Annotated in this window: 15 protein-coding genes, 1 tRNA gene and 1 pseudogene; 7 read left to right on the top strand and 10 right to left on the bottom strand. The window is 44.3% G+C overall.

Annotation, left to right across the window (positions count from 1 at the left end):
• Positions 1–59: 59 nt before the first annotated feature.
• From pyrI to arcA, 4 genes are all read right to left on the bottom strand, one after another.
• Positions 60–521: an aspartate carbamoyltransferase regulatory subunit gene (pyrI, locus tag AB4249_RS03240; protein WP_017058927.1), complete on the bottom strand. Its 462-nt coding sequence runs from the start codon at positions 519–521 to the stop codon at positions 60–62.
• 12 nt (positions 522–533) lie between these two features.
• On the bottom strand, positions 534–1,463 hold the full coding sequence (gene pyrB, locus AB4249_RS03235) for an aspartate carbamoyltransferase (protein WP_012604860.1): 930 nt from the start codon (positions 1,461–1,463) through the stop codon (positions 534–536).
• Positions 1,464–1,750: 287 nt separating this feature from the next.
• Entirely contained in the window at positions 1,751–2,755 is a 1,005-nt protein-coding gene (locus AB4249_RS03230; RefSeq protein ID WP_017063738.1) for an ornithine carbamoyltransferase, read from the bottom strand.
• 157 nt (positions 2,756–2,912) lie between these two features.
• Positions 2,913–4,133: an arginine deiminase gene (gene arcA / locus AB4249_RS03225; RefSeq protein ID WP_017069412.1), complete on the bottom strand. Its 1,221-nt coding sequence runs from the start codon at positions 4,131–4,133 to the stop codon at positions 2,913–2,915.
• A gap of 576 nt (positions 4,134–4,709) precedes the next feature.
• Between arcA and rraB the strand changes: the two genes are divergently transcribed.
• Positions 4,710–5,126 (top strand): ribonuclease E inhibitor RraB, encoded by a 417-nt coding sequence (gene rraB, locus AB4249_RS03220; RefSeq protein ID WP_017058930.1) that lies wholly within the window; start codon positions 4,710–4,712, stop codon positions 5,124–5,126.
• Positions 5,127–5,251: 125 nt separating this feature from the next.
• Positions 5,252–6,046: a glycosyl hydrolase 2 galactose-binding domain-containing protein gene (locus AB4249_RS03215; RefSeq protein ID WP_017058931.1), complete on the top strand. Its 795-nt coding sequence runs from the start codon at positions 5,252–5,254 to the stop codon at positions 6,044–6,046.
• Positions 6,047–6,095: 49 nt separating this feature from the next.
• Here AB4249_RS03215 and AB4249_RS03210 read toward each other — a convergent pair whose 3' ends face one another.
• From AB4249_RS03210 to pepA, 5 genes are all read right to left on the bottom strand, one after another.
• Positions 6,096–6,590, bottom strand: a complete 495-nt coding sequence (locus AB4249_RS03210) for a GNAT family N-acetyltransferase (RefSeq protein WP_017066666.1) — start codon at positions 6,588–6,590, stop codon at positions 6,096–6,098.
• Positions 6,591–6,637: 47 nt separating this feature from the next.
• Positions 6,638–7,042 (bottom strand): DUF2061 domain-containing protein, encoded by a 405-nt coding sequence (locus AB4249_RS03205; RefSeq protein WP_017058933.1) that lies wholly within the window; start codon positions 7,040–7,042, stop codon positions 6,638–6,640.
• Between the two features lie 228 nt (positions 7,043–7,270).
• A complete protein-coding gene (locus AB4249_RS03200) occupies positions 7,271–10,144 on the bottom strand; it encodes a valine--tRNA ligase (protein WP_017063742.1) in 2,874 nt (957 codons plus the stop codon).
• A 102-nt stretch (positions 10,145–10,246) separates the two neighbouring features.
• Positions 10,247–10,696 carry a DNA polymerase III subunit chi gene (locus AB4249_RS03195; protein WP_017066664.1) on the bottom strand — a complete coding sequence of 150 codons (450 nt, stop codon included), beginning with the start codon at positions 10,694–10,696 and terminating at the stop codon, positions 10,247–10,249.
• 99 nt (positions 10,697–10,795) lie between these two features.
• Positions 10,796–12,316 carry a leucyl aminopeptidase gene (pepA, locus tag AB4249_RS03190; protein WP_017058936.1) on the bottom strand — a complete coding sequence of 507 codons (1,521 nt, stop codon included), beginning with the start codon at positions 12,314–12,316 and terminating at the stop codon, positions 10,796–10,798.
• 192 nt (positions 12,317–12,508) lie between these two features.
• On the opposite strand from pepA, the gene lptF reads away from it, so the two are divergent.
• Entirely contained in the window at positions 12,509–13,609 is a 1,101-nt protein-coding gene (gene lptF, locus AB4249_RS03185) for an LPS export ABC transporter permease LptF (protein WP_017058937.1), read from the top strand.
• 3 nt (positions 13,610–13,612) lie between these two features.
• Positions 13,613–14,683: an LPS export ABC transporter permease LptG gene (gene lptG, locus AB4249_RS03180; protein WP_017058938.1), complete on the top strand. Its 1,071-nt coding sequence runs from the start codon at positions 13,613–13,615 to the stop codon at positions 14,681–14,683.
• Between the two features lie 64 nt (positions 14,684–14,747).
• Here the strand turns inward: lptG and AB4249_RS03175 are convergent, their stop codons facing one another.
• Positions 14,748–15,224, bottom strand: a complete 477-nt coding sequence (locus tag AB4249_RS03175) for an RDD family protein (protein WP_017058939.1) — start codon at positions 15,222–15,224, stop codon at positions 14,748–14,750.
• 194 nt (positions 15,225–15,418) lie between these two features.
• Between AB4249_RS03175 and AB4249_RS03170 the strand changes: the two genes are divergently transcribed.
• From AB4249_RS03170 to AB4249_RS03160, 3 genes and pseudogenes are all read left to right on the top strand, one after another.
• Positions 15,419–15,503, top strand: a tRNA-Leu gene (locus AB4249_RS03170).
• A 454-nt stretch (positions 15,504–15,957) separates the two neighbouring features.
• On the top strand, positions 15,958–16,365 hold the full coding sequence (locus tag AB4249_RS03165) for a VOC family protein (RefSeq protein ID WP_102320265.1): 408 nt from the start codon (positions 15,958–15,960) through the stop codon (positions 16,363–16,365).
• An 83-nt stretch (positions 16,366–16,448) separates the two neighbouring features.
• A pseudogene (locus AB4249_RS03160) lies at positions 16,449–16,604 on the top strand (DUF3391 domain-containing protein); the annotation flags it as partial.
• Positions 16,605–16,624 lie beyond the last annotated feature (20 nt).

Raw genomic sequence — 16,624 nt, 5'->3', positions numbered from 1 at the left:
ACCCCGCACAGGCGAGGTATTTGATAGTTTTTACATTCGGTCTGCTTTGCCGTATGACGTTATCTTTCTGTTACGATCTCGCGAGAGAAGACTTTTTCGCAATACTTACACTTCAATCGAATATCTTCTTTCTTTTCAAAGATCTTAAAGCTACTTTCAACCGGTTCATTGTGAGTAATACAGTTGGTGTTTGGACACTCGAACACATCGTTGATTTGCTCAGGAAGTTCTAGTGGTAGTTTCTTAACCACTTCGTAATCTTCGATTTGATTCACTGTTGCGTGAGGCGCATAAAGTGCCAGCTTGCTCGCCTGTTCTTCTGTGATAAACACATTCTCAATCTTGAGCAGGTCTTTTCCGCCTAGTGCAGAAGACGGTAGATTCAGGCCAATCGTCACGCGCTGATGAGAATTGTGCATGTCGAACAGTTTTAGAACCTTGATCCCGATATTGGCTGGGATATGGTCGATAACAGTACCGTTTCTGATTGCTTCAACTTTTAATTGAGTCTCTTTAGACATTATATCTCTCCTCTACAGCGTTTCGTTAAGAACAAGGGCTAGCAATGCTTCACGGGCGTAAACACCATTCTCTGCTTGCTGGAAGTAGTAAGCGTAAGGTGTTTTATCGACATCGACAGTAATTTCATCAACGCGAGGAAGAGGGTGCAGAACCTTCAGGTTATCGCGTGCATTTTCCAGCATCGAAGCGGTCAGGATGTATGCGGATTTTATGTGCGCGTATTCTGACTCATCGAAGCGCTCTTTTTGAACTCGAGTCATGTACAAGACATCGAGCTCAGGAATCACATCTTCCATGTCCGTCAATAGTTGGTACTTGATGCCCGCTTCATCAAGCTCTTCGCAAATGTAGTCTGGCATCGCTAGAGCTTCTGGAGCCACGAAGTAGAAACAGATGTTGTCGAACTTCGCTAGTGCTTGAGTCAATGAGTGAACCGTACGGCCGTACTTAAGGTCACCAACGAATGCAACGTTTAGGTTGTCGAGGCGGCCTTGTGTCTCAGCGATAGAGAATAGGTCTAGTAACGTTTGTGTTGGGTGTTGGTTTGCGCCGTCACCTGCGTTAATAACAGGTACACCGTTTGAGAACTCAGAAGCCAGACGCGCTGCGCCTTCTTGAGGGTGACGCATCACGTAAGCGTCAACGTATGAAGAGATAACCTGTACCGAGTCCGCTAGCGTTTCGCCTTTCTTTGCCAAAGAAGTGTTACCACCACTGTCGAAACCAATCACATCACCACCGATGCGTTGAATCGCAGTTTCAAAAGAGAGACGAGTTCGCGTAGAAGGTTCGAAGAAGCAGCTGGCAACAACTTTGTTCTTGATGAGTTCTGGGTTTGGCTCAGCCTTTAGCTGACCTGCCGTTTGAACAATTAATTCTAGCTCTTCACGAGAAAGCTCTGGAATTGAGATGATGTGCTTTTGATAGAGCGAATTCGCCATGATCTTCTTCCCCACAATAATGTATTGGCCATAAAAAAGCCCCCCATAATGGGAGGCTTTAAAAAAGTGCTGAAAAGCAGAATAGACGGCCTGGTAAGCATCTTAGCTTACGAGCAATATTTGGTGTTTTCACAATATTACTATGTGTTTTCACAATATCATTATGTTTTATCATAACATTGCTTGGCGTCATTTTCACTACTCTCAGACAAATTGCCGAGAATTATACGCTTTCAATTTGTGAGCGCAAGCGATTACATCAAGCTTTTGTTTACTTTCATTATTGTCTATTGGCCAAGCGTCGCGACCATCACCGCCTTGATGGTGTGCATGCGATTTTCAGCTTCATCAAATACAATCGAGTAGTCAGATTCAAACACTTCGTCAGTCACTTCCAAGCCGTTCATTCCATACTTGTCAGAGACTTGCTGACCAATCACAGTTTCATTGTTGTGGAAAGCGGGTAGGCAGTGCATGAACTTCACTTGAGGGTTACCAGTTAGCTTAATGACATCCATATTCACTTGGTATGGTTTCATTACCGCCACACGTTCGTCCCAAGCTTCAGGGGCTTCGCCCATCGAAACCCAAACATCGGTGTATAGGTAATCACAACCTTTCACGCCTTCAGCAACGTCTTCAGTTAACGTGATTTTTGCGCCAGTGTTTTGCGCAATGGTTTGGCACTCTTCAACAAGCTGCTCTTCTGGCCAAAAGGCTTTTGGCGCGACAAGGCGAATATCCATGCCCATCTTCGCGGCTCCGACTAACAGAGAGTTACCCATGTTATTGCGTGCATCGCCTAGATAAGCAAAGCTGATTTGGTGTAGATGCTTCCCGCGGCCATGCTCAAGCATAGTGAGGAAATCAGCCAAGATCTGAGTAGGGTGGAACTCATCGGTTAAGCCATTCCAAACCGGCACGCCCGCATAAGCGCCTAAGTCTTCAACGATACTCTGACCAAAGCCACGATACTCGATGCCATCGTACATGCGTCCCAATACACGCGCCGTATCTTTCATTGATTCTTTTTGACCAATCTGAGAACCAGAAGGGCCAAGGTAAGAGACTTGAGCACCTTGATCAAAGGCGGCCACTTCAAACGCACATCGTGTTCGAGTTGATGCTTTCTCGAAGATCAAAGCAATGTTTTTGCCGTTGAGTTTCTTCTGCTCAGTGCCTGCATACTTAGCTTTTTTTAGGTCAGCAGACAGGTCGAGTAAAAACTGAATCTCTTTAGGAGTAAAGTCGAGAAGTTTTAGAAAGTTACGATTGCGAAGATTAAAGGCCATCTCTCGCTCCTTGCGTATATAGAATCAATGAAGAACTTAGTTAAACATAAAAATGCTATATTTGTGAATATTTATTTTATTAATTTGATAAAAAAGGCCAGTAAATGAATACTGGCCTAGATAAGACTATTGAGTCTGTTTAACTGAGCTCTTTGACTTAGATACCGTCTCTTTCGATAGGGCAACTCATACAGCGAGCGCCACCTCGGCCACGACCTAGCTCATTGCCCGGAATCGTCAGAACTTCGATACCTGCTTTGTCGTATTTCTCATTGGTGTAAACATTACGTTCATAACCAATCACGGTACCTGGTTTCACTGTCAGTACGTTGTTTGCGTCATTCCATTGTTCACGCTCAGCTTCGTAGTTATCACCGCCGGTTGTGATGATCTTCAGTTGATCAAGGCCTAGCGCGCCTTCAATCGCTGACAGGTAGTTTTCAGCTTTCTCGACACGCATTTCGCCATTTTCTTTTGGCGTTAAGCGCCAAGTGTCTAGGTCTTTACGCACGATCTCTGGATAGACAGAGAACGTGTCGATATCCATGTGTGTCATCACCGTATCAAGGTGCATACAAGAGCGGTGTTTTGGTAGATCGATCGCAATCACTTCGCTCGCTTGGCCTGATCTAAATAGGCTAGCCGCTAGGTTTTCGACACCTTGTGGTTTCGTACGCTCTGAAATACCAACCAGTACCGCACCTTTACCGATAACCAGTACGTCACCGCCTTCAATGTTAGCGTTGTCGTAGTGAAGGTCTTCGTCACCAAAGTACTTAATGAAATCTTGGCCTGCGAACACTGGGTGCCAGCGGTAGATAGCACGCAGGTGGTTCGTTTCACGTTGACGTGCAGGCTTCATCATTGGGTTAAGCGATACACCACCGTAAACCCAGCAAGAAGTATCTCGCGTAAATAGGTGGTTAGGCAGTGGCTCGATAACGAAATCGAGTGGTCGATGCATTTTAGGCAGCATCGATGATGATTTGATAGGAAGCTCAGAGTAGGCCAAGCCACCGAGTAAGATCGTTGCTAGATGCTCATTATCCATTTGAGCAAGGTAGTTTCTTAAGTCACGGGCGAAAGTCGGCCCATAACGGAAATCTGAGATTTGAGTATTCAGCAACCACTCACGAGCCTGAGATACGGCAAGCGTTTCTACTAGCAGGTCATGCAGCAGTAGTACTTCTACGTCTTGGCTGCGCAGCGTTTCTGCAAAGGCATCATGTTCTTCACCAGCGGCTTCAACGGCAAGTACATCATCAAATAGAAGATCATGACAGTTTGAAGGGGTGAGGTGGGTGAGTGCTCTTTCAGGTCTATTTAGGAGAACTCGTCTCAATTGACCGACTTCGGAGCCAACGTACAGCTTACTCATTTTGCATCCTTACTATTAATCCAGCGTCTATTTATGACAAGCTTGTCCGTAATATGCAAGTTTTGTAGATTGAGTTAATACAAGGTATTTGGGTAATAATTGGTCATAAAACCTGTGATTTTTAAGTTTATACAGATTAAATTCCAACTAACTGGCTATCGAACGGAACAACGTTTTTGAGGATCTATGCTCAATTCGTGGCTTGTTAGAATTGAATTTTGCTTATTAATCGTGATTTTTTATTCACTATTATGCACTTTTTGATAACAAGCTGAGGATTTATGCACCCCAAAAGCGGTTTAGCGTATGCACCTAACGTGACTAATCACGCAAGTTTTATTCAATAAGCCCTAAAGTGGCCACAAAAACGAAATGCTAAAATACGGCGCAGTTAATAAAATGTTGAAAATTTGTTTCTGTGATTTTGATTTTACTTTTGAATTGATATTGGCGCTGCGATCTCGCGATAAACTTACCTTTCTAGGCCTGATCTGGGTGGCTTTTCTGGACGATCCGTGCCATATTTCGTGGCAATCAAATTTGATCTTTTCATAGTCAACACTCTGGAGCAGACACATGTCTCACGAAGATGAATATCTATCAGTAGCGGAATTAATTGAATTTCAAAAGGAAGAGACTCGCGACATCATTACAGCATTAATTGAAGATGGTAGCGATCCTGAAGCTCTATACGATATCGAGCATCACCTATTTGCTGAAGATTTCGATGTGCTTGAGAAAGCGGTTGTTGAAGCATTCAAAATGGGCTTTGAAGTGCTTGAAGCTGAAGAGACAGAAGACGAAGATGGCAATAAGCTACTTTGTTGTGATGCAACGATGCAATGTACTCTGAATGCAGAAGCGATTGATGAGCAAGTTGAGAAGCTTGTAAACCTTGCAGAGAAGTTTGACATTATCTACGACGGTTGGGGCACTTACTACGAAGGTGAAGATGCTATCTACCCAGACGAAGATGATGAAGGCGAAGAGTAATTCTTTCCCAATTTTATAAAATGCCAGCCTCGAGCTGGCATTTTTTTACCCTCAGAAAAATAAATGTCTTTATATGCATTCATTCATTATAATGCGGTCAAAATTGATCTAGCTCAAGGAATGATATGCGGTTGCTTCTCGATGGTCTTTGGCAAATTTCGCCACTGACGGATCTCTCTATCCCACAAGATGACATCACCTTTCCGGCTCCGTTAAGCTCAAAGCTCCCTGATAGCTTGAGTGAAAGTCAAATTGCAGAGCAAGAGTGGCACCTGATGCACGACATCGAAGTGGATGACGCTATGTTAGCGTGTCCATTTGTTGAGTTAGTGATGGCTGGAGTCGATTATTTTGCTGAAGTTCGACTTAATGGTGTGGCTGTTTTTGATTGTGATGGTAGCCAAGCTGAATACCGTAAAGATATCCGTCCTTATATGCAGTCCGGCCGAAACCGTTTCGAGATCCTTTTCCTTGAAGAAGAGGAGAGCCTATTGCTTGAAGAAGACATGGATGACTCTGTATCTTCACAGGCTATCGCTAAATCTGATTCACGCATCGGGATTTGGCAAGCGCCATACCTGCAGTTCGTTCGAAACGTCAAGCTAGAGCAAGTTGTCACAGAGCAGATCTGGCACCACGGTGGTGGCTGTGAGTTTAAAGTGGATGTTATCTATCAAACGCTAAAGGCGGGGTTAGTATCGGCATCCATCAAGTTTAATGGTATGACTCTCGTGATGCCGATTGATGTACGCGCTGAACATACTGGCGTCGTGTTCCAGGTCGAAGCTCCTATCATTTTTGATATTGAGAATCCTAACCCCAAGTATCTATACCCATTAGAAGTGGTACTTGATGGGCAAGAAGAGAGTTCTTTTGTTGCCTTGAACCCAACTTCTTGCGTCAGTAACTTTCTACGTTAACTCCGTATATTTTAGCGTTATCTTCTTTCGCTATAGCGGCGCATTCTGCTTATAACGACTTGGCCATGACAACCTCACAAGCGTCGTGGCCTGTTTCTCCCCAAGCTGACTCAAGATGCTCAAACCCAAGCTTCTCATAGAGTTTGACCGCAGCACCCAAGCACTTCGTCGTTTCTAAATACATGTGTTGATACCCAAGTTGCTTGGCTTGCTTTAAGCTCAAAGCGACAATTCGCTTGGCTAGGCCATGCCCTCGAGTTTGCGGTAAGAAGTACATCTTTTGTAGCTCACACACATTGGGTTTACCTGCTAGAGGGGCAAAGCCACCGCCTCCGACGATCTTTCCGTTGTGTTCGATAACCCAGTACATTGCATTCGCTTGGCTATAGACAGAGTACATATCATCGAGTGTTGGGTCGGCTACGCCATAACCTTTATCTTCTGTGAGTCCATGCTCAGCCGAAACTTGGCGAATGATTTGTGCGATGCTTGGGTTGTCTTGCGGTGTAATGGGTCTAAGGGTGAACTCAGCAATTTGTTCCATGATCTGCCTATGAAAGGGTCACTAATATGTGACCCAATATATGGTGACTAAGCATGTTGGTGCAAACAGAATTGTTGTTGTGCCATTTGGTCGCCTGATTTACGTAACCAGACTTTCTCGTGGAAGTAGTAAGCAACGGTATTTAAAGTTGGCTCTAGCAAAGCCATCACGCCGCCTATGAAAGCATCTCCAGTCAACAAGTAGACAACGGTAAAGGCAACACTAAAGTGGATGGTAGCAAAGCTTGCTGTTTTTAATTTGGTCATCCACTGGCGAGCTTTAAGAGCTGGAACTTGAGCCCACGCCTTTTCATGAAAATAGAAGGCAACAGTATTCACAGAGGGCTCAATCATAGCGATTAAGCTACCAATTAAGATGTCGCCTGTTAGTACATAAGCGACACTAAATGCGATAGTAAAATGTAATGCAGCAAAGGTTAGTGTCTTTTTCATGATAATTACTCAGTCGTTGTGTTGTTTTGATAGGTCTATTATTGAGAATTATTATCATTAAGTATAATGGGAAGTAGAGATTAATTTGATAGATGAAACCTATCAATCAGTGCGGCTAGAGTGAGAAGCATTGGAATATTGGAATCAGGGACATAAAAAAAGGCTGGTCACCAAGACCAACCTTTCTATTTAGACCGAGAAGTTTGAAGCCTTCTCGTTCACTCGGTTTTAAAGCGCAGCGATTGTCGCTTTTTGCTCTTCAAGCTTAACAAGAGTTTCCTTGTAGCCTTCAAGCTTTTCACGCTCTTTCGCGATAACTGCTTCTGGTGCTTTAGCAACGAAACCTTCGTTACCTAGCTTACCTTCGATACGTTTAATCTCGCCGTGAGTCTTAGCGACTTCTTTATCTAGACGAGCAAGCTCTGCATCTTTGTCGATAAGACCCGCCATTGGGATCATCAACTCAGATTTGCCAACCAGTTTAGTTGCACAAGCAGGAGTCTCTTCACCATCAGCTAGAACTTTAATATCGTCTAGCTTAGCTAGAGAAGTAAGAACGATCTTGTTCGCTTCGATACGAGCGGCATCTTTCTCATCAGCAACCTTGATCATTACTTCTAAGCCTTGGCTTGGTGCAATGTCGTATTCCGCACGTAGGTTACGGATAGCAGTGATGAAAGTCTTAACCCATTCGATGTCGTCAACGATCTCAGCATTGAAGTTAGCTTCATTAAACTGAGGAAGCGCTTGAGTCATGATTGTCTCGCCTTCAACGCCGTCTACTAGCGGCTTAACGCTCTGCCAGATAGATTCAGTGATGTAAGGAAGAACAGGGTGAGCAAGACGCAGAGTCTTCTCAAGAACCGTGATAAGCGTGTAACGAGTCGCTTGTTGTTGAGCTTCAGTACCTTTCCAAAGAACAGGTTTAGTTAGCTCTAAGTACCAGTCACAGAATTGGTTCCAGATGAATTCGTAAAGCGTGTTTGCTGCCATGTCTAGACGGTAGTTGTCTAGGTGAGCATTAAACTCTTTCGCTGCAACTTCAAACTGAGACTCAATCCACTTATCGGCTAGAGAGAATTCCATGTTTGCACGGTCTTCTACAGACAGTGACATGCCACAGTCGTGCTCTTCTGTGTTCATCAGTACGTAACGGCTTGCGTTCCATAGCTTGTTACAGAAGTTACGGTAACCTTCAAGACGCTTCATGTCCCAGTTGATGTCACGGCCAGTTGAAGCCATAGCAGCAAGAGTGAAACGCAGTGCGTCAGTACCGTAGGGTTCGATACCGTTTTCGAATGTTTTACGTGTGTTCTTTTCGATCTTAGCAGCCAGTTTAGGTTGCATCATGTTGCCACAACGCTTCTCTACTAGCTCTTCAAGGCCGATGCCGTCAATCATGTCGATTGGGTCAAGTACGTTACCTTTCGACTTAGACATCTTATCGCCGTTTTCATCACGGATAAGACCTGTCATGTAAACAGTTTTGAAAGGTACTTGAGCCTTGCCATCTTCGTCTTTCACGAAGTGCATGGTCATCATGATCATACGAGCAACCCAGAAGAAGATAATATCAAAACCAGATACTAGTACTTCAGATGGGTGGAATGTTTTCAGTGCTTCAGTATCTTCAGGCCAGCCTTGTGTGCCGAACGTCCAAAGTGCAGAAGAGAACCAAGTATCCAGTACGTCGTCGTCTTGCTTAAGCACAACAACAGGCGCTAGGTTGTTCTTTTCACGAACTTCTTCTTCAGTGCGACCTACGTAAACTTTACCATCGTTGTCGTACCATGCTGGGATACGGTGGCCCCACCAAAGTTGACGAGAGATACACCAGTCTTGCACGTCACGCATCCACGCGAAGTACATGTTTTCGTACTGCTTAGGTACGAATTGGATTTGACCATCTTCAACCGCTTTAACTGCAGGTTCTGCAAGAGGTGCTGTGCGCACGTACCATTGGTCAGTCAGCATTGGTTCGATAACCACGCCACCACGGTCGCCGTAAGGGACAGTCAGGTCGTGATCTTTGATCTCTTCAAGAAGACCAAGCTCATCGAATTCAGCAACGATAGCTTTACGTGCAGCAAAACGCTCCATACCTTGGTACTTAGCAGGGATACCTGTTGAGTAAACATCGCTTTCTTCGCCGTTAGTCGTGAAGACTTCAGCAGCATCACGGATATCAGCATTGAACGTTAGGATGTTGATCATTGGTAGGTTGTTGCGCTTACCCACTTCGTAATCGTTAAAGTCATGAGCTGGAGTGATCTTCACACAACCCGTGCCTTTTTCCATGTCTGCGTGCTCATCGCCTACGATAGGGATAAGACGGTTTACAACAGGAAGTAGGATTTCTTTGCCGATAAGATCTTTGTAACGAGGATCTTCTGGGTTAACAGCAACACCAGTATCGCCAAGCATGGTTTCAGGACGAGTAGTCGCAACAACGATGTAGTCTTTACCATCTGCCGTTTTAACACCGTTCGCTAGCGGGTAGCGGAAGTGCCACATGAAACCTTTTTTGTCTTTGTTTTCAACTTCAAGATCCGAGATTGCAGTGTGCAGTTTAGGATCCCAGTTTACTAGACGTTTACCACGGTAGATTAGGTCTTCTTCGTATAGACGAACAAACACTTCTTGAGTCGCAGCCGATAGGCCGTCATCCATAGTGAATCGTTCACGATCCCAATCTACAGATGCACCAAGACGACGAAGTTGTTGAGTGATCGTGCCACCTGATTCGCCTTTCCATTCCCAGATCTTGTCGATGAAAGCTTCACGGCCGTAGTCGTGTTTTGTTTTGCCTTCTTCGGCAGCAATCTTACGCTCAACAACCATTTGAGTTGCGATACCAGCGTGGTCAGTACCCACTTGCCAAAGCGTGTTTTTGCCTTTCATACGTTGAGCACGGATAAGCGTATCCATGATCGTATCTTGGAACGCGTGACCCATGTGTAGGCTGCCAGTGACGTTCGGTGGCGGGATCATGATGCTATAAGCTTCTTTTGATGTGTCACCGTGTGGCTTAAAGTAGCCTTTCTCTTCCCAAGTCTTATACAGAGCTTGTTCGATTGATGTTGGGTTGTATGTCTTTTCCATAGTGCTCTTAAACGGATACTGTGAATGGTTAATCGTGGTCAAACTTCATAAGTGAAGCTTCTTGAATCTAAATCCAAAGATAGCTTTAACTATGAGGTTTGACTATGGATGTTGAATCTCGATAGTTTGTAGCTGATATCTAGCTTGACGGTAAATTTTATACCTTTCTCGAGCGAGTTGCTTAGCTTTTTCTTCGCAAGGGACGAAGTCTATCACCTGAGCAAAGGCGTTCGCAAAGGTTGTATGATTATCGGCCAGATTAATTACTAGCTGACGATTCCAATTATGTTTTACGCCTTGATAGCCAATTTCGATGTTGGTTGAATACTTCGGGCCTTCGCCAACCAAGTTGTGCGCAATAAAATCACAGGGTTCGACTTGCCAGAAAACTTCAGCAATACGCTCGGCATGCTCTTTGTCATTACAGTTGAGATAAAGTTTAGCGCCTTGTTTTGCAAAGTGCTGAGCAAGAAACAGCACATAGTGAGCAAAACCATCTTCGCTGGCTTGCGGGCTGTCTGAAGGCACAATGTAAAATGTAGCAGTCTGCATACTTAATACTCGAACTGAAAATCGTGGATATCAATGTTACTTGGTTAACAGGGTCTAACAAATAGCGCTTATTAAAAAAGGGCCCGTAGGCCCTTTTTATTATTTTGAAGATTGCTCTTCAGTCTCTTGGCCGCTGCGGTTCAATAAGAATTGGACTAGCATTGAGACAGGACGACCTGTCGAGCCTTTCGCTGCGCCTGACTTCCAAGCTGTACCAGCACTGTCGATGTGTGCCCAGTGGTACTTCTTAGTGAATTTAGACAGGAAACAACCAGCAGTGATTGTGCCGCCAGGACGGCCACCGATGTTCGCCATATCAGCGAATGGGCTGTTTAGCTGCTCATGGTACTCGTCTGCCATTGGTAGACGCCATGCACGGTCACTTGCTTGCTCTGAAGCATTAACAAGTTCGTGAGAAAGTGGGTTGTGGTTCGATAGAACGCCACTGATGTGGTGACCTAGAGCGATAACACATGCGCCAGTTAGCGTAGCAACATCGACAACACAGTCAGGTTCAAAACGCTCAACGTAAGTTAGAGCATCACATAGAACCAAGCGACCTTCAGCATCAGTGTTGAGTACTTCAACCGTTTGGCCTGACATTGTCGTTAGGATATCACCTGGACGGTAAGCATTGCTGCCCGGCATGTTTTCACAACCGGCTAGGATACCAACCACGTTAATAGGCAGGTTCAGCTTAGCCAGTGCTTTCATTGTACCGAATACAGACGCCGCACCACACATGTCGTACTTCATCTCATCCATGCCTTCACCAGGCTTAAGCGAGATACCGCCTGAATCGAAAGTCAGACCTTTACCTACTAATACAATCGGCTTCGCATCTGGATCCGGAGCGCCTTTGTATTCCATGATAGACATCATCGATTCATTTTTAGAGCCACGGCCAACTGCTAGGTATGATGTCATACCCAGTTTTTCCATCTCTTCTTCGCCAATGATCTTAGTCTTCACTGTCTCGTAATCGTCGGCTAAACGACGAGCTTGAGAAGCAAGGTAAGCAGGGTTTGCGATGTTTGGTGGCATGTTGCCTAGATCTTTAGACGCTTTTACACCTGAAGCAATAGCAAGGCCGTGAGAGATTGCTTTCTCACCCAGGCTCAATTCGCGACGTGTTGGTACATTGAATACCAATTTACGTAGTGGGCGACGAGTCTCTGGCTTGTTGCTCTTGAATTGGTCAAATGTGTAAAGACCATCTTTAGTCGCTTCTACCGCTTGGCGAACTTTCCAATAAGTGTCGCGACCTTTAACGTGAAGTTCTGTAAGGAAACATACAGCTTCCATAGAACCTGTTTCGTTTAGTGTACTGATGGTTTTTTGGATAATTTCTTTGTATTGACGCTCGCCTAGCTCACGTTCTTTACCACAGCCTACCAGTAGAACACGTTCTGAAAGTACACCAGGTACTTGATGCAGTAGTAGCATCTGGCCAGGTTTACCCTCTAGATCACCGCGACGAAGCAGTGAACTAATGTAGCCATCGCTAATCTTATCTAATTGCTCGGCGACTGGAGAAAGGCGGCGCGGTTCGAATACACCGACAACGATACATGCGCTGCGCTGTTTCTCTGGGCTGCCACTTTTTACACTGAACTCCATGCGTACTCCTACATCCTGAAGACAAATCGAACTAAATGTTAGATAATGGGTTCTTACTTGTTGGATCCTATAATGGAACTAACCTTAAAGAAGAACGCTAACACTTAGCTAAAAATTTAAAAAAATAAAAGGTTCAACGGGAAATTATAGTGATTCAATCAAAAAAACAAGTTTTGTATAGGTAATTTGAGCGTGATTATTGTTAGATATTTGATCCGCGAGACAATCAAGAGCCAATTTGCGATCTTTTTTGTTCTCTTTCTCGTGTTTCTCAGCCAAAAATTCATCAGTGTTTTAGCGGATGCCTCTGATGGTGATATCCCTGCGAGTCTTATATTGTCGATTGTTGGCTTAAATATGCCAGCGATGGGCCTATTGATGCTTCCACTCAGTATCTATATTGGTATTTTGCTTACTTTTGGCCGCCTTTACGCTGAAAGTGAAATAGTGGTCATGAACGCCACCGGTATCGGTAATAAATTCCTGATCCAATCTGCGCTTTACCTCGCTTTAATTACGGCATCTGTTGCAGCCTTTAACTCATTTTGGTTATCTCCTTGGTCACAAGACAAAGTTGAACAAATGTATGAAGAAGTAGCTGCAGAGAACAGCGTTGATTTGCTACCAAAAGGTAAGTTTGAAGGTACGCCGGATGGCTCTTCTGTCGTGTTTATTGATGATATCGACGGTAATAAGTTAGAAAACGTGTTCGTAGCTCAAATGCGTCCGCGTGATTCTGTACTGCCAAGTGTGATGTTCTCGAAGTCAGGTGATGTAAAAGAGCTCAGTGATGGTCGCCAAGTGATCGTAATGTACGATGGTACTCGTCATGAAGGCATTCCGACTCGCCTCGACTACAGGGTGACGCACTTTGAAGAATACGAAGGCCTGATTGGTCAGCGTGAAGTTGAGAAGAAAGGTCGAGACTGGGAAGCGATCCCTACGCTTGAACTGATTGGTAACTCAAATAATAGTGCGAAAGCAGAGTTGCAGTGGCGTATTTCTTTGGTACTTTGTATTCCATTGTTGACCATGCTTGTCGTGCCACTGTCTGCGGTAAATCCTCGACAAGGTCGTTTTGCGAAAATCGGCCCAGCAATACTGATTTATCTCACCTATTTCTTAGCAATCAGTGCAACCAAGTCTTCAATCGAAGAGGGGAGCATTCCTGCGGTAATCGGCATGTGGCCAATCAATGCGTTATTGTTATTTGTCGCGATTGGTGCCAACTTTATGGATAGCGTGCCAGTAAGGCGTTTGAAAGAAAAATTCAAGAATAAGAGGTTGGCTTAAGCCGTGTTTAAGATTCTCGATTTATATATAGGCAGAACCATCATCGCAACGACGTCACTGGTATTGGTGACGTTTGTTGGTCTCTCTGGGATCATCAAATATGTAGAACAGCTAAGAAAAGTTGGCCGTGGTACATACGATCTATTACAAGCGCTGTATTTCGTTTTATTGAGTATCCCTCGTGATATCGAAATGTTCTTTCCAATGGCTGCATTGCTTGGCGCATTGATAGGGCTTGGTATGCTTGCTGCAAGTTCTGAGCTTGTCGTTATGCAGGCAGCTGGTTTCTCTAAGTTAGATATCGGCCTATCAGTACTTAAAACAGCTATTCCACTGATGATCGTGGTGACATTGCTTGGTCAATGGGGAGCACCGCAAGCGCAGAAAATGGCTCGTGATTTAAGAACTATCTCGATTGCTGGTGGTAATATTATTTCGACGCAAAGTGGTGTCTGGGCTCGTGATGCCAATGACTTCATCTTCATTGTCAAAATCGATGACCAGAAGCTATATGGAATGAACATGTGGCGCTTTGATGAAAACAAGGCACTTAAAACCGCTATTTATTCTGACGAAGTTGATTACGTTGGAGACAACGTGTGGACGATGAAGGATGTAGAGATCACGTCTTTTGAAAACGAACTTCAAATTACTAAAGAAAGTTTACCGACTTACTCTTGGGAAACGTCATTAGCTCCAGATAAGTTGGCGATAGTAACGGTTAAACCAGAAGAGCTATCGTTAAGTGGGTTGTATGATTATGTTTCTTATCTGAAGGCGTCAGAGCAAGATGCATCACGCTATGAATTGGCGCTGTGGAGAAAGATAACCCAGCCAATTTCGATCGCGGTTATGATGTTGATGGCACTGTCGTTTATCTTTGGTCCTTTGCGTAGTGTGACCATGGGTGCGAGGATTTTGTCAGGTGTTATTGCTGGCTTTACCTTCTATATATCCAGTGAGTTCTTTGGCCCAGTGAGTTTGGTTTATCAAATACCACCCGCCTTTGGCGCAATAGCCCCGAGCGTGGTGTTCCTTGGAATTGCCATCATGCTCTTGAGGCGGAAACTGTAAATAGTAAAAAGGAAGGCATAACGCCTTCCTTTTTTGATCTTGATTGGAGCTAACTTAAATCACATTATCGTGCTTGTGGTAACACAACGACTTCGGTCTTTGCCCAGATATCGTGAAAGCCACGTTTTTCAGGATCGAATGGAACACATAGGTTTGCCAGTCCAAAACCTGAAGTACCTAAACGAATCAGCGCCTGAGTTACTGTGATCGCTGAGCCATCTTTGTTTTGAACGCGCAGCTTCCAAGCTCTCATGCCGAGAGTTTGACCAGCTCTAGTCCAGAAGAACACGAAGAAATATACCCAAACGGCGACTAAGTAAAAGGTATATGCAGGGCTCCAAATCGGATGGTTGGTTAAGAAGTCACTAACATCGGCATAACCGCTGTGGTTAAAAATGCCGAGAGCCATGAGCGCGTGCAGTAGAGCGACAATGACGCCAGCCGCCAACATTTCAATAGCGATTACGATCAGAGCGTCGTAGAACAAGGCACCAAATCGGCGCATGACTCCTGCTGGTGGCAGAGTGTTTGTTGATGTCATGTGTTATTACTTCTTTAAAAATTGAGGCGTCAGAATATAGTTTAAGGCTTAGCCTGAAAAGAGACATGACGCACAGCTTATGACTTAGTGGCGAAATTATCGGCAAACACACATGAATTCAAGTTTTTATACTTGCCACATCAGTTCGCATACGTATAATGCCAAACATCGAAAGGGCAATGCCCCAAGATAATGCCGGTATGGTGAAATTGGTATACACGACGGATTCAAAATCCGTTGCCTTCGGGCGTGGCGGTTCAAGTCCGCCTACCGGTACCATATTTAAATGACAAAGCCTCGACGAAAGTCGGGGCTTTGTTGTATCTGGGATATAGGAAGCGTTGCCTTCGCGGTGGCGGCAGGAATGCCTGTCCAATCAGTCCGCCTACCGGTACCAAACATAAAAAGGTCGCTTTGGGCGTTTGTGAATTTTAAATCCAGCGTGTCGGCTTGGATGCAAGCCCAGTCAAGTCACCTACCGGCACCATATTTAAATGACAAAGCCTAGATGAAAATCGGGGCTTTGTTGTATCTGGGGTATAGGAAGCATTGCCTTCACGGTGGCGGCAGGTATGCCTGTTCAATCAGTCAGATCTTGATGTTTCATTCCTAAATTTCATCATTTCTCTTCGTAATCTAATGTGCCAATGAATTAATTATCTTAAATCAGAATGTTACCTTTAATTCTCACATCTATTGTCTATGTTTAAGATAGATCATAAAGGAGAGAGATATGCTGAAAGTAACCCCTTACTTATTTTTTGATGGTCGTTGTAATGAAGCATTGGACTTTTATCACAAGTGCTTTGGTGGTGTAGTTTTATCAAAACAACTATTTAGTGACGCACCACAGGTAATAGAGGGTGCTCAGCCTGATTGGGTTATGCACGCAGAGTTTGAAGCATTCGGTATGAAGCTTATGATGTCAGATGGCGTCAAAGCGAAAGAATTAGAAGGAAACAATCTTGCACTCTCCCTTGTTACTGAGGATACGACGACTCAAGAGCAAATCTTTGAAAAGCTCAAGAAGGGAGGGCGGATAATGACTCCACTCGCAGATACTTTTTGGGGGGCTCGATTTGGCAAAGTAGAAGATAAATTCGGTATACGCTGGATGGTGCACTGCGACTCTTTAAGTTGAGCCTGTGAAATTGGATAGTGAAATTGCTGCTTGGTTTTATTAGAATTATAAATAGAGATTAATCATCAATATTATATATAAAAATGGGCAGCATAAAGATTACCGTAGATCGCATTCAGCCCGGTCTGCATATACGACTCCCCGTAAAATGGAATGAACACCCATTTTTATTCAACAGCTTTAAAATCAAAGATGACGCTCAAGTAAAAGTAATTCGACATCTTGGGATTAAGCACGTCTCATAGACAGAACCTTAAGC

Origin of the sequence: Vibrio sp. 10N.261.55.F4 (assembly GCF_041470465.1) — a bacterium.
Lineage (GTDB): Bacteria > Pseudomonadota > Gammaproteobacteria > Enterobacterales > Vibrionaceae > Vibrio > Vibrio crassostreae_C.
This window is presented reverse-complemented; position numbering and strand designations above follow the sequence as displayed.